Raw genomic sequence first — 13,427 nt, forward strand, 5'->3', positions numbered from 1 at the left:
AATGGCAGATGTTGAAAAGAAAGAAACGGTTATTATTGGCGCTGGCCCTGGTGGCTACGTTGCCGCAATCAGAGCATCTGAATTGGGGCAAAAAGTAACCCTAATCGAAAAATCAGATACCCTGGGTGGGGTCTGTTTGAACGTTGGTTGTGTTCCGTCAAAGGCTTTGATTGCTGCCGGACACCGATTTAGAGAAGCAAATGACGCCTCGACTTATGGGATTACAACCCAACCAGCCACAATTGACTTTAAGAAGACTCAAGAATGGAAGCAAAAAAAGGTTGTTGATCGGATGACCAACGGCGTTAAAATGCTCCTTAATAAGCACAAGGTGGAAATTATCCACGGGGAAGCCGTTCTGGATAGTGACACCCAACTGCGGGTCATGCCGACTGGGCCTCAGCAGTTCATGAGCGCAGATACTGGCACGACCATCCAGTTTGAGAATTTGATCATTGCCAGTGGGTCTCACCCCGTTGAAATTCCTGGCTTTAAGTTTGAAGGCCGAGTAATTGATTCGACGGGTGGTTTGAATTTGCCGGAAATTCCGAAAGAATTTGTGGTGATTGGCGGTGGCTACGTTGGAACTGAATTGGCTGGCGCATATGCTAACCTTGGCGCCCATGTTACCATCATTGAAGGACTCGACTCCATTCTGAATGGCTTTACCAAGGATATGGTTGCCCTCGTCTTGAAACAATTGAAGAAAAAGGGTGTTGATGTTCATACCAGCGCCAAAGCAATTTCTTCAAGCCAAGACGATAACGGCGTGACTGTTACCTATGAGGAAGATGGCAAACAAACCACAATTAAAGCCGATTATTGCATGGTTACCGTTGGTCGCCGGCCAAATACCGATGACTTAGGGCTTGAATATACCAAGGTTAAGGTTAACGATCATGGTATTGTCGAAACCGACGAACAAGGCCGAACGGCTTCACCACACATTTTTGCGATTGGCGATATTGCCTCTGGGCCAGCGTTGGCCCATAAGGCCTTCTTCCAAGGCAAAGTGGCTGCTGGGGCAATTGCTGGTAAAAATACTGCTAACGATTATATTGGCGTGCCAGCGGTCTGCTTCTCCGATCCCGAACTCGCCGTGGTTGGTTTAACGGAAGCCCAAGCTAAGGATCAAGGATTGGAAGTTGCAACGGCGAAGTTCCCATTTGCAGGGAATGCCCGAGCAGTTTCTTTGGATCAAGCGGATGGCTTCGTTCGGTTGATTTATACGAAAGATGATCAAACAATTGTCGGTGGCGAAATTGCCGGCCCAGGTGCCAGTGATTTGGTCGCAGAATTAAGTCTGGCAGTTAACGGCCGGATGAATGTCGAAGATATTGCCTTGACGATTCATCCACACCCAACGTTAAGTGAACCTGTCCAAGAAGCAGCGGATATCGCATTGGGATACCCAACTCATATTTAGGGATGGAATAAGCAAAATTTGACGTGTTTTTATAAGGAGACTGAGACATAGGCGTTTTGATCCCAGAATTTAACGAAAATGACCAATTATTCCTGATTTTGGAATAGTTGGTCATTTTTGTTAAATGGCAGGGATCAGCCGTTTGGTGCAGCTTTTATCTAGGTGGCTATGGTGATCTATGTGAATGATCATCGATTGAAAATTAATATATGTCCAACCTTTTCGTTAAATAGCCGGGATCAGCCGTTTGGCGCAGCTTTTATCCAAGTGACTACAGCGATCCAAACGAATAATGACTGATTGAAAAATTAATATATGTCCCAACCTTTTTGGGTTCCGAAACAAACGATTTGATTGGCACGTTGACGAGGCTTTATCAGGGAACCAAAACACCAGTTTCCTAAAATCCGGCAAACTTTACCACAATAATATTTCACAAACTTTCAATTTCATCTATAATGACATCAAGAGTAAATAATGATCGGAGTTGATTTTCATGGCCGATGGATACGAATATCCATTGATCGATGGATTAGACGTGGACGAAGTCATCACCGTTGTGGGATTCTTCCAAAAAGTGGAGGAAGCTTATGAACAGCGGGAAGGCGTTGACCGAGCTGAGTTGATGAAGGCCTACAATGGTTTTCGGACAACGTTGCCGGCCCAGATGGAACAGAAACAATTGGAAAAAGAATTTTTGAAACGTTCTGGATACGATGCCTATGCCGTTGTTAAAAAAGCCAAGGCATCAGAAGTTAAGACTGTAAAAATGGATGGCGCAAACAATGGACGTTAGTGAAATTAAAAGAATAGATAAAACGGTTAAGAGTTGGTTAAGGGAGTCGCGGGACAACGTTCTCAGAAAGATCGATACCAGATTGACCGTAGATACCAAGACAAGCAGAACGGACTTAGTGACCAATATTGATAAACAAAACGAAAAATTCATTGTTGGCCAAATTCGAGCGTTTGATCCGGACGCCCAAATTCTGGGTGAAGAAGGTTCTGGTGACGATGTTCAATCGACTCGCGGTCATGTCTGGATAGTAGATCCGATTGATGGCACCATGAATTTTGTTAAGCAACGGAATCATTTTGCCATTATGATTGCCTTGTACGTGGATGGCAAGGGCGTCTTAGGCTATATTTTAGACGTGATGGGGAACCGAGTATTATCAGGCGGCCCTTCAATTGGTGTGTCTGATAATGGCCAGCCCTTGGTTGAAGTTGCTGACACCCCATTGCGGGAAGGCTTAGTGGGGCTAAGTGGTCCAATGGTTCTGCATAATGATTACAATATGGTCGATATTGCCAATCAATCATTAGGGATGCGAGTGTATGGCAGTGCTGGGATTGATATTATTTCTGTCCTGAGAGGTGAACTGGTCTGCTATATTTCATACCTGAAACCATGGGATTTCGGTGCCGGTCGGATATTGTGTGAAGCCGTTGGCATTAAGGTAACAACTGTTGACGGGCAGCCCTTAGATGTGTTATCATCAACCACGGTATTGTTAGCAACACGAAAGGCACATCGAGACATTCTTACAATTGTAGGTCAATAGTCATACTGTGACGGTTGTCACAGTTTTTTTATGCCAATAGATTAAGATGTGTATCATTCGGTAACGTTTTATAATGAAGGGAAGCAAACGACTTGGATACAAAACTAAAAACACGTGACGACATTCGTAACATCGCAATTATTGCCCACGTTGACCACGGTAAGACAACTTTGGTTAACGAACTATTGAAACAATCAGATACTTTGGATCAACACGTCCAGATTGAGGATCGTGCCCTTGACTCTAATGCAATCGAAAGAGAACGAGGCATCACGATTCTTTCTAAGAACACTGCTGTTAAGTATGGTGATAAGCAAATTAATATTTTGGATACACCAGGGCATGCTGATTTCGGTGGTGAAGTTGAGCGGATCATGCGAATGGTTGACGGTTGTTTACTAGTCGTTGATGCTTTCGAAGGAACCATGCCACAAACTCGATTTGTGCTTAAAAAGGCATTGGAACAACATTTAACACCAATTGTTGTCATTAATAAGGTTGACCGTGAGGGTGCCCGTCCTGAAGAAGTTGTGGATGAAGTCCTTGATCTCTTTATCGAATTAGGTGCTGATGAAGAACAATTGGACTTCCCAGTTGTTTATGCTTCAGCTATGAACGGAACATCAAGTTATGATTCCGATATTAGCAAGCAGGAACACACGATGAAGCCAATTTTCGACACCATCATCAAAAACATTCCGGCTCCAATTGATAATTCAGACGAACCATTACAATTCCAAGTTGCAATGCTTGATTATAACGATTTCGTTGGCCGAATTGGAATTGGCCGAATTTTCCGAGGAACTATCAGAGTGGGAGATAACGTTACTGTTATGAAGCTTGATGGTTCTAAGCAAAACTTCCGGGTAACTAAGTTAATGGGATTCTTTGGCCTCAAGAAAGAAGATATTCAAGAAGCCAAGGCTGGTGACTTAATTGCCGTTTCTGGGATGGAAGATATTAACGTTGGTGAAACGGTTGTCGATCCAAAGACACCAGAACCACTTCCAATTCTGAGAATCGATGCACCAACCCTGCAAATGACATTTGGAACCAATACTTCACCATTTGCTGGCCAAGATGGTAAGTTTGTAACTGCCCGTCAATTGGAAGACCGATTGAAGCGTGAATTGCATACCGATGTATCACTTCGAGTTGAAGATACTGATAATCCTGGTTCATGGACAGTTTCTGGTCGTGGTGAACTTCATTTGTCAATCTTGATCGAAACGTTGCGTCGTGAAGGCTTCGAATTACAAGCTTCTCGTCCAGAAGTTATCTATCGAGAAGTTGATGGCCAAATGTGCGAACCATTCGAGTCCGTTCAAATTGATACGCCTGACGAATATACCGGTTCGATTATCGATACCCTTTCACAACGTAAGGGTGAGATTCAGAACATGGAAACAACTGATAATGGCCAAACTCGGTTGACATTCTTGGCACCTTCTCGTGGCTTGATTGGTTATTCAACTGAATTCCTATCAATGACTCGTGGTTATGGTATCTTGAACCATACCTTTGAAAAGTACATGCCAGTTATTAAGGGTTGGAACCCTGGCCGTAAGAAGGGAACCCTTGTTTCAATGAACGCCGGTAAAGCCACTACCTATGCAATGATGGGGATTGAAAGCCGAGGTACTTTATTGATCGATCCGGGTACAGAAGTGTACGAAGGAATGATCGTTGGTGAAAATAACCGTGAAAATGATATTACGGTTAACATCACCAAAGGGAAGAACTTGACTAACGTTCGGGCCGCCGGATCTGATGATATGGCGCGGATTAAGACACCAACTCATTTAAGTCTTGAAGAATCTTTGGAATTCTTGAACGAAGATGAATTGTGTGAAGTAACGCCTCACCATATTCGTTTGCGGAAAAAGATTTTGAACTCCAGCTCTCGTGAAAAAGAAGCTAAGAGAAGAAAGCACAGCTAAGATAAATTTAATAAAACCTTTTCAACTAAGAGGATCAGGTAGCCTTCGGGTTTACTTCGGTCCTCTTTTTTGACCACTCGAACTTCAGTCATTTCAAAGAGATAGATATGATATAATGAAGTTCGATGTGGATACATAAACAAGTGGAAAAGTGGAGTGGAGCCAATGTCTCGTTTTAAGAATTTAGATTATTTTCTATTTATTCCGTATATCATCATGTCGGTGATCGGAATTATTATGGTATATTCAGCTAGTGCCAATATTGGTATCCAAAACGGCGGTAGTCCACTTAGCTACTTTAAAAAGCAACTATTTTACGTTATTCTGAGCGTGATCATTGTCGTCTTGATGAGTCGATTTAAACTCTCTAAACTGAGGAACAAACAATTCCTGTCTTCGTTAGAAATTATCTTTTTCATAGTTTTAGTCGGGTTATTGGCTTTTGGTGCCACGGTTAACGGGGCTGCGGGTTGGATTCGAATCGGTCCATTTAGCTTGCAGCCGGCTGAATTTGTCAAATTTTTTCTGATTATCCGGCTGGCAAATATCATTGATGCCAAACAAGCTATCATTACGCGGTCTGCCGCAGATTGGTGGGGCCAACTTTGGCCGACGATGGTGCGGTGTGGAATCTTGATTATCTTGATTTTTGCTCAGCCTGATGCCGGTGGCGCTGCAATCAATTTTGCAATTGTGTTTGTAATCTTCATGACCAGCGGGATTTCTTGGAAAAAGGCAGTTTCCTTCTTATTTGGCGGCGTGGTACTGGTTTACGCAGCCATTAATTTCATTTTAGTCCCGATGTCTAAGAGCAGTATGTTCTCTAATTCGTACCAACTCCAACGGATTATTGCCTTTACAAATCCGTTCGGTCACGCAACTGGAGCGGGTCAGCAACTGGTCAATTCTTATTATGCGATTAGTAACGGTGGTCTATTTGGCGTTGGTTTAGGAAATAGTGTCCAAAAAACGGGTTACCTACCAGAACCCAATACTGATTTCATCATGTCAATTTTAACCGAAGAATTAGGCGCCATTGGGGCGATTTGCGTGATGGCCTTATTAACGTTCATTATTGCCAGAACGGTTTTACTTGGCATTCGGAGTAACAGCACGTATCAAAGCTTAATTTGCTATGGCGTTGCGACCTATTTAACGATACAGACATTATTTAATATGGGTGGCGTCCTCGGTGCCTTACCAATTACCGGGGTAACTTTCCCATTCATTAGTTACGGTGGTTCCAGTATTTTGACGTTATCGCTTTGCCTCGGGCTGGTACTAAATGTTTCTAACCGGCAACGAGAAGCCCGGCGAGCGTTGCAAGCCACTACCAATTAAGTTTCAAAGGAGATGTCAATTTGGCATTTGAAATTCAACCGACAATCGGTTTGATTGTGTATTTACATTCAGTTAAACATTCAAGAAGCTTGAAGCAATTCGGTCGCCTCTACTACGTATCAAAGCGGATGAGGTATGCTCTGTTGTATGTGAACAAGGATCAGCAGGAAGAAGTCACGAAGAAGCTCACATCCGAAGGCTATGTCAAACAAGTGGTCCCGTCTCACCTGAACGAGCTCGTGAGTGAGGTTGAGGGCAAGAATTCGGTTGAGGATGATGATTCGTTTGATGAAGATTTTTAAGATGAGGTTAGTAGATTGAGAATTGTATCTGGAAAATATGGTGGCATTCGGTTAACACCCGTCAAAAGTGATAAAACGCGGCCAACCACTGATAAAGTCAAGGAATCGCTCTTTAGTATGACCGGTCCTTATTATGACGGTGGGGTGTTTCTTGATCTATTTGCGGGCTCTGGCGCCGTTGGCATTGAGGCCGTTTCTCGTGGGATGACCAAAGCAGTTTTGGTGGATAAGCAATTTCAAGCTATCAAGGCAATCAAAGAAAACGTTGAAAAGATTCATGCCGCCGATCAGTTTGACATTATCAAAGGAAATGCGGAGACGGTATTAAAGCAACTGGCAGATAACCAACAGAAGTTTGATATGGTCTTTTTGGATCCGCCTTATAAAAAGCAACGGATCATCGACACAATTGACAGTTTATTTGAGCTGGGGTTGCTAAATGACGACGCGATCATTATCTGTGAGACGGATAACCAAACTGACTTACCGGCAACTCACGGTTTGTTTAAAGCGATCAAGCAGAAGAATTATGGATTAACAAATTTAACGATCTATCGATTTGGTAAGGAGTAACGACATGACAGAGGTTTTGTATGCAGGCAGTTTCGATCCGATCACTTTGGGTCACGTTGACGTGATTCAGCGGGCGAGCCGGGTGTTTGACAAAGTGTATGTTGCGATTAGTATTAATACCCACAAAAAAGCAACGTTCACCCCTGAACGGCGGGCGGATTTTGCCAAAGACGCCTTGGCCGATCTCGATAACGTTGAGGTCATGATCTCTGATGAATTAACGGTTGAACTTGCTAAGAGCCTTGGGACAACTGTCCTATTGAGAGGTGTCCGCGGAAGTTCTGACCTGGATTCAGAAATGGCGATTGCCGGCTTAAATGAAAAACTGGATTCACATATTCAGACAGTTTTCATTCCAACGGCTGCTGATTACCGAGATCTTTCATCGAGTATGATTAAAGAGATTGCCAAGTTTCATGGAGACATTTCGAAATTTTTGCCTGCCAAGGCTGCAAATGCACTTAAAAATAAATACCTTTAGAAAAGTGGGAAAACAATGAAAAATTCCAAGCTCAAACGGTACCTGTTAGGGGCGGTTATTTTTGTGATCGTTCTGGCAGGACTGTTCTGGCCGCTGCCAAACTACATAGAAGGGCCTGGGGATGCTTCCAATTTAAGCAAGATTGTCTCAATTAAGGATCATCCAGATAAGCATAAGGGTCAGTTCATGCTGATGTCCGTCAGCATTGCCAAGGCGCGGCCAGTGACATATTTGTACGCTAAATTAAGCCCATATTATTCAGTGGTTTCGGATGCGAGTGTAACTGCTGGGCAAGATATGCAGGAATATGACAAGGTCCAGCATTTCTACATGGAAAGCTCGATTGGCCAAGCAATCTACACGGCTTATAAACATGCCCACAAGGAAGTTAAGTTGGACTACCGCGGCATTTATGTCTTGGATATTCAAAAGAAGTCAAAATTCCGTCATAAATTGCATGTCGGTGATGTTGTCGAATCGATCGACGGTCATCGTTTCAAGAGTTCAACCGGTTTTGTGAACTATGTTAAAAAGCAAAAATTGGGTCAGCGACTTACCGTGACTTTTCGGCGAAACGGCCATCTCCATAAAGTAACGGCCCCGCTGATTATGATTGCCAAGCATCGGGCAGGAATTGGGATTACTTTGACCGATGATGTGAAGGTCCAAACCAATATCCCAATCAAAGTGAACCCAGGCGATGTTGGCGGCCCCTCAGGCGGATTAATGTTCTCACTGCAGATATACAGTCAATTAACAAACAAAGATCTGCGCCACGGACAAAAAGTTGCCGGTACCGGGACCGTTGATGGCTTTGGAAATGTCGGTGAAATTGGCGGGATCGATAAAAAGATTATCACGGCTAAAAAGCACGGCGCAAAGATCTTCTTGGCACCGTACATCAAACCAACTAAAGAAATTTTGAAGTTAGAACCGGGTCATCAAACTAATTATCAATTAGCTAAAGAAACTGCGAAGAAATATGCCCCGAACATGAAAGTCATTCCGGTTCAAACTTTTGCTCAAGCAGTCAAAATTTTAGAAAAACAATAAAGGATTAGATAATTCTAGTCCTTTTTTTCGTATATAAAAGATAGAAGGGAGGAACAGTATGAATAGGATACGTGAGTTTATTGATGAATATCTTTATCAAGTATTGATCGGGTTGGTTGGAATCATTGTGGTGTTTATGTTCGTAATTGGTGGCTTGTTGATCAGTCATGGTGATAAGCAAACGATGGATGATGCCAGTGCGATTGAATCGACGTCGTCTCAGAGTGGGCAAGCGACGTCCCAATCAGCAGTTCAGGAGAGTACGCGACCGATGGCATCCAGCAGCACTGCGGCTCAACAAATGTACGTGGACGTTAAGGGAGCGGTTAAGAATCCCGGCGTTTACCAGATTAACGCCAATATGCGGGTGGTTGACGCGATCAATTTGGCCGGTGGCTATAATCGCTCTGCGGACAAGAAACAAATTAACCTCGCGCAAAAATTGAGTGATCAGCAGGTCATTTACGTCCCCATCCGCGGTGAGAAGGGGGCGCCAGTGACCACGACGACAGCCCCTCAAGCTCCGGCCAGTGGTGGCGACACCGCGGCAGAAGCAACGAGTTCAGCTGACGGAACTTCTGATTCCCAAAGTGGCCAACAAATCAATTTGAATACGGCGGATAAAACCAAGCTGCAAGAACTCAGTGGGATTGGTGACAAGAAGGCCGATCAAATCATTGCTTATCGCCAAGCCCACGGCCAATTCAAAAAAATTGAGGAGTTGAAAGATGTTCCTGGCTTTGGTGATAAAACCTTCGCAAATTTAAAATCTTCAATCTGTGTGTAGCCCAGATGACGTTTTTGAGATATGATTTACATCATGGAAGGTGAAACTATGGATAAGCGGATCAAATGGGACCAATATTTTATGATGCAGGCAGTATTGCTTGCCTCCAGGAGTACCTGTGAGCGGCTATCAGTCGGCGCCGTGATCGTTCGAGACAAGCGGATCATTGCAGGTGGCTACAACGGCTCAGTTGCCGGTGATGACCATTGTATTGATGTCGGTTGCTATCTGGTGGATGGTCATTGTGTCAGAACGATTCATGCCGAAATGAATGCGATCTTGCAATGCGCGAAGTTCGGTGAAAGCACAGACAACGCAGAGATCTACGTAACGGATTTTCCCTGTCTTCAGTGCACCAAAATGCTGTTGCAGGCAGGTATCCGCAAAATTAATTACCTTAGGAACTATCACAATGATGAATACGCCCAAAAGCTCATCAAACTAAAAGATATTGCATTAAATAAAATTGAATTAACTCAATCTGATATGGATCGAATTCCATTTGGGGCCTATTTATCTGACTAAGGATTAGAAATTGGTTAATTATTCCATCACTGGCGATGCTCTTCTTGAGTATGGCCTTGTTTGGGAATAAAATCATTGGGATTATCTTGCTCATCCTGTTAGTGATTCGGTTGCTGGCACTCAGAAATGTTGGGTTGCTGGTGATGACGATTGGGGTTTCTCTGGGCTTCATTGTGACTTCGACGAGCATTAATTCGAAGCTGAAAGTCGATTTACCCGATCAATTAGAAAATCAAGTGTTGAAAGTTTATCCGGACATGGTGAAAACCAACGGGGCCAGCTTTAGCTATATTGGTAAATTGACGGGTGATGCTCACAAGTTCGTTTTTTATGGCCGCTTCAAGACTCAGCAACAGAAACGCCAGCTGTTGGAATCCAATGAGCCGATATTGCTGCGAATAAGCGGTAAAGTGGTCGATTTTAATCCTGCAACCAACGTCAACCAATTTGATATGCGGCAGTATTACCACCATCAAAAGATTGCCAGAGCCGTGGTGGTTGATGAAATTGACTCTTTGGGGCCAAGTCCGCAATTGACAATGGTGGACCGAATTCATCGACTACGGTGCCAATTTAATCACTATTGTGAAACGCTGCCGAAAACATTACAAATCTATGCGATGGGGCTTATTAGCGGCAGTCGCCAAACAGATTTTTTTGATGAGATGACTGGCGTTAAGAAGCTGGGATTGCTGCATGTTTTTAGCATTTCGGGGATGCACGTTTATTATTTCTTGGCAATTCTCAATCAGTTTCTTGCGTGGTTGCCACTTTCTAAATATGGGAAAGCCGGCATTGAGTTGGTATGTATTGCTGCCTACTTTATTTTTTCTGGTGGTTCACCAGGGCTTTTTCGAGCCGTTGTGATGGCGGTAATTGCAATCTCCAATCGATTACTCCAAATCCGGTTGTCGCGGCTGGACATTTGGAGCCTGTGCCTGATGATTAACCTCTTCTTGATGCCTGAAGCCATGTTTTTGATGGGGGTTCAGCTGAGTTATGGGTTGTCACTGGGATTAATTGTGTCTGATGGCTTGTCCTATGTAAAACAAACGGTGTTGCTGAATCTATTGACATTACCAATTCTGCTTTATCACGTATATGAGTGGCATCTGTTGAGCGTGGCCGTGAATATCATTGTATTGCCATTGTTTGGAAAAGTAATTTTTCCGTTGGTGATCTTTGGCGTTATCGCTGGGAAGGTGCTGCCAATGATGGTATTACCAGTAGAATTTGGATTAAAGGCGTTTAATGACGGCCTCAATTGGATCAGTACGCTGCCCGGATTGATTACTTTTGGCAAGCCCAGTTTAGTGATTGTGATCGCGATGCTACTATTAACGTTTTGTCTGGTCCTTAAAAAAGTTAATCATAAACGATTAATGATTGGATTGTGTGGTCTGTATGTTGGAACTTTTCTGGTGATTCATTTCCCACTTACCGGCGAAATTACAATGTTTGATATTGGGCAAGGGGATAGTTTCCTCGTCAGGACACCAATGAATCGTTCTGTGACGTTGATTGATACCGGTGGTAAAGTGGACTTCAGCACCCAGTCATGGCAGCGTGGGGTGAAGAATTATCAGGCGAAACGGTTGTCGATTAACTACTTGAAAAGTATTGGCGTCTCACGGATTGATTACTTGTGTGTCAGTCATCAGGACGCTGACCATTGCGGGGATTTGCCAGCCTACATTCAAGAAATGCAGATTGGCACTATTTTAATTCCGTTGGGGATGGACAAGAACCCTAATTTTATGAAACGAATTGAAGGGCGTCATCGGGCTACCCGTGTATTACCAGTTAACGACGAGATGCGGGTCAATGGGTTGCCATTGTCCATTTATCATCCTTATGAACCGGGTCTGGGTGAAAACCATGATTCGATGGTGCTTGGGGCAACGATTGGCGGCTTAAGCTGGCTGTTTACAGGTGATCTGGATCGGCCAGGAGAGCTTGACACCATTTCCCGCCATCCAGAGCTCCATTCCGATGTGCTCAAAGTTGGTCATCATGGCAGTAAGACGGCTTCAGACCCGCAGTTTGTTGCGCACATCAAACCGAAGATTGCCTTAATTTCGGCCGGAAGAAATAATCGTTATCATCATCCCAACGTTGAAACGCTAGAAACCTTGAAACAGTCGGGGGTGATGGTCTACAATACGCAGACGCAAGGTATGGTAAGATATGTATATCATCACAATTCCGGTCATTTTGAAACCACATTAAATGAACATGAAGGGAACTTGTAATGGATTTTTCAAAATTCAAAAAACAGTTTGATAAGGAGCATCCGGCCACCGTTTACCTGATTTTAGGCGATCAGGAATACCTTGCCCAACAGATTAAAGATATGTTTGTTGACCTGATTCCGGAAGAAGAACGATCGATGAATATCGGCAATTACGACATGGAAGATGTTGCTGTCTCGGCCGCCGTCGAGGACGCCATTTCAGTGCCGTTCTTTGGTGAGCGCCGGTTAGTGATGATCAATCGGCCGTACTTTTTGACCGGGAAGAAGGTTAAGACCAAAGTTGACCAGACCACGGACGATTTTGAAGACTATTTAAAACATCCAGAACAGTCAACTATTATGGTTATTTTCGCCCCATATGAAAAATTAGATTCACGCAAAAAAATAACCAAAGCACTGAAAAAAGTGGCGACCACAGTTGAAATTGGCAAGTTGCGTGAAGCTGAAATCAAGCATTTGGTGACTGAGCGGGTGACGAGTCAAGGCTTCAAGATTAACCCCGACGCACTGGATAGAATGATGCAACTGACCGGTGGCAAGTTGACCTCAATGATGGGGGAACTGCCTAAATTATGCCTCTACAACAACGACACAAAAGTCATCAATATCGATTCGGTAAATGGCCTAGTCAGCCGATCGATGGAACAAAACGTGTTTGATTTGGTGAATATGGTGTTGAAGAAAAATGCCAAGCAGTCCATGGACATCTACCAGCAATTACTTTTGGAAAACAACGAACCAATTAGGATTAACGCCGTATTGGTCCAACAATTTCGCTTGTTGCTTCAAGTGATGATTTTACAAAAGCATGGTTACTCGCAGGGGAACTTGGCATCGGCGCTCAAGGTTCATCCCTATCGCGTGAAGTTGGCCATGCAGACGGTCAGGCAATTTAAGTATGATCAGCTGCGGGATGCCTATATTGGCTTGATTGAGACTGAAAAGGAAATGAAGTCGACAAGTCGGTCACCCGAATTATTGTTTGAGTTGTTTGTGTTGAAGTTTATGAAACACTAGTGTGACGAAAAGTCGTTTAACGTATTTATAAAACGGGCTCACCAGTTAGAATCCTAATTTTGGATTTTAACGGTGAGCCTCTTATAATAGATCTGTCAATAAAAAAGAACCCGCCAAATTGGTGAGTCCTGCAAGAATATGTATCATAAAAGTTGTTAGCTTG

General features: G+C 43.6%; 13 protein-coding genes. All 13 read left to right on the forward strand.

The window, feature by feature from the left end; all coding sequences use genetic code 11:
- The first annotated feature begins 1 nt into the window (after position 1).
- The 13 genes from lpdA to holA all read left to right on the forward strand — a co-directional run bounded on the left by lpdA (position 2) and on the right by holA (position 13,264).
- Positions 2–1,426 (forward strand): dihydrolipoyl dehydrogenase, encoded by a 1,425-nt coding sequence (lpdA, locus tag FD12_RS02780; protein WP_056981558.1) that lies wholly within the window; start codon positions 2–4, stop codon positions 1,424–1,426.
- 496 nt (positions 1,427–1,922) lie between these two features.
- A complete protein-coding gene (locus tag FD12_RS02785; RefSeq protein WP_056981559.1) occupies positions 1,923–2,222 on the forward strand; it encodes a UPF0223 family protein in 300 nt (99 codons plus the stop codon).
- Complete coding sequence (locus FD12_RS02790) at positions 2,212–2,991, forward strand: inositol monophosphatase family protein (RefSeq protein WP_054748704.1); 780 nt, start codon at positions 2,212–2,214, stop codon at positions 2,989–2,991. Before FD12_RS02785 ends, FD12_RS02790 begins: the two co-directional genes overlap by 11 nt.
- 92 nt (positions 2,992–3,083) lie before the next feature.
- Entirely contained in the window at positions 3,084–4,931 is a 1,848-nt protein-coding gene (gene typA, locus FD12_RS02795) for a translational GTPase TypA (protein ID WP_056981561.1), read from the forward strand.
- Between the two features lie 165 nt (positions 4,932–5,096).
- Positions 5,097–6,272 carry an FtsW/RodA/SpoVE family cell cycle protein gene (locus tag FD12_RS02800; RefSeq protein ID WP_056981563.1) on the forward strand — a complete coding sequence of 392 codons (1,176 nt, stop codon included), beginning with the start codon at positions 5,097–5,099 and terminating at the stop codon, positions 6,270–6,272.
- Between the two features lie 20 nt (positions 6,273–6,292).
- A complete protein-coding gene (locus FD12_RS02805) occupies positions 6,293–6,574 on the forward strand; it encodes a DUF2129 domain-containing protein (protein ID WP_054748702.1) in 282 nt (93 codons plus the stop codon).
- A 15-nt stretch (positions 6,575–6,589) separates the two neighbouring features.
- A complete protein-coding gene (rsmD, locus tag FD12_RS02810) occupies positions 6,590–7,147 on the forward strand; it encodes a 16S rRNA (guanine(966)-N(2))-methyltransferase RsmD (protein WP_054748700.1) in 558 nt (185 codons plus the stop codon).
- Positions 7,148–7,151: 4 nt separating this feature from the next.
- Positions 7,152–7,628: a pantetheine-phosphate adenylyltransferase gene (gene coaD, locus FD12_RS02815; RefSeq protein ID WP_056981565.1), complete on the forward strand. Its 477-nt coding sequence runs from the start codon at positions 7,152–7,154 to the stop codon at positions 7,626–7,628.
- Between the two features lie 15 nt (positions 7,629–7,643).
- Positions 7,644–8,681 carry a SepM family pheromone-processing serine protease gene (locus FD12_RS02820; protein ID WP_056981567.1) on the forward strand — a complete coding sequence of 346 codons (1,038 nt, stop codon included), beginning with the start codon at positions 7,644–7,646 and terminating at the stop codon, positions 8,679–8,681.
- A gap of 58 nt (positions 8,682–8,739) precedes the next feature.
- Positions 8,740–9,468 (forward strand): helix-hairpin-helix domain-containing protein, encoded by a 729-nt coding sequence (locus tag FD12_RS02825; protein WP_054748698.1) that lies wholly within the window; start codon positions 8,740–8,742, stop codon positions 9,466–9,468.
- Between the two features lie 48 nt (positions 9,469–9,516).
- Complete coding sequence (locus FD12_RS02830; RefSeq protein ID WP_225427285.1) at positions 9,517–9,993, forward strand: ComE operon protein 2; 477 nt, start codon at positions 9,517–9,519, stop codon at positions 9,991–9,993.
- Between the two features lie 50 nt (positions 9,994–10,043).
- Positions 10,044–12,245 (forward strand): DNA internalization-related competence protein ComEC/Rec2, encoded by a 2,202-nt coding sequence (locus tag FD12_RS02835; RefSeq protein ID WP_307725451.1) that lies wholly within the window; start codon positions 10,044–10,046, stop codon positions 12,243–12,245.
- Entirely contained in the window at positions 12,245–13,264 is a 1,020-nt protein-coding gene (gene holA, locus FD12_RS02840; RefSeq protein ID WP_056981569.1) for a DNA polymerase III subunit delta, read from the forward strand. Before FD12_RS02835 ends, holA begins: the two co-directional genes overlap by 1 nt.
- Positions 13,265–13,427: the final 163 nt, after the last annotated feature.

The organism is Lentilactobacillus rapi DSM 19907 = JCM 15042 (assembly GCF_001436255.1).
GTDB classification, from domain to species: domain Bacteria; phylum Bacillota; class Bacilli; order Lactobacillales; family Lactobacillaceae; genus Lentilactobacillus; species Lentilactobacillus rapi.

Excerpts from the sequence above, each read along its gene's own strand:
- FD12_RS02785 (WP_056981559.1), top strand. The coding sequence starts at position 1,923 with ATGGCCGATGGATACGAATATCCATTGATCGATGGATTAGACGTGGAC.
- FD12_RS02790 (WP_054748704.1), top strand. The coding sequence starts at position 2,212 with ATGGACGTTAGTGAAATTAAAAGAATAGATAAAACGGTTAAGAGTTGG.
- coaD (WP_056981565.1), top strand. The coding sequence starts at position 7,152 with ATGACAGAGGTTTTGTATGCAGGCAGTTTCGATCCGATCACTTTGGGT.
- holA (WP_056981569.1), top strand. The coding sequence starts at position 12,245 with ATGGATTTTTCAAAATTCAAAAAACAGTTTGATAAGGAGCATCCGGCC.
- FD12_RS02830 (WP_225427285.1), top strand. The coding sequence starts at position 9,517 with ATGGATAAGCGGATCAAATGGGACCAATATTTTATGATGCAGGCAGTA.
- FD12_RS02835 (WP_307725451.1), top strand. The coding sequence starts at position 10,044 with ATGGCCTTGTTTGGGAATAAAATCATTGGGATTATCTTGCTCATCCTG.
- FD12_RS02825 (WP_054748698.1), top strand. The coding sequence starts at position 8,740 with ATGAATAGGATACGTGAGTTTATTGATGAATATCTTTATCAAGTATTG.
- FD12_RS02820 (WP_056981567.1), top strand. The coding sequence starts at position 7,644 with ATGAAAAATTCCAAGCTCAAACGGTACCTGTTAGGGGCGGTTATTTTT.
- FD12_RS02800 (WP_056981563.1), top strand. The coding sequence starts at position 5,097 with ATGTCTCGTTTTAAGAATTTAGATTATTTTCTATTTATTCCGTATATC.
- lpdA (WP_056981558.1), top strand. The coding sequence starts at position 2 with ATGGCAGATGTTGAAAAGAAAGAAACGGTTATTATTGGCGCTGGCCCT.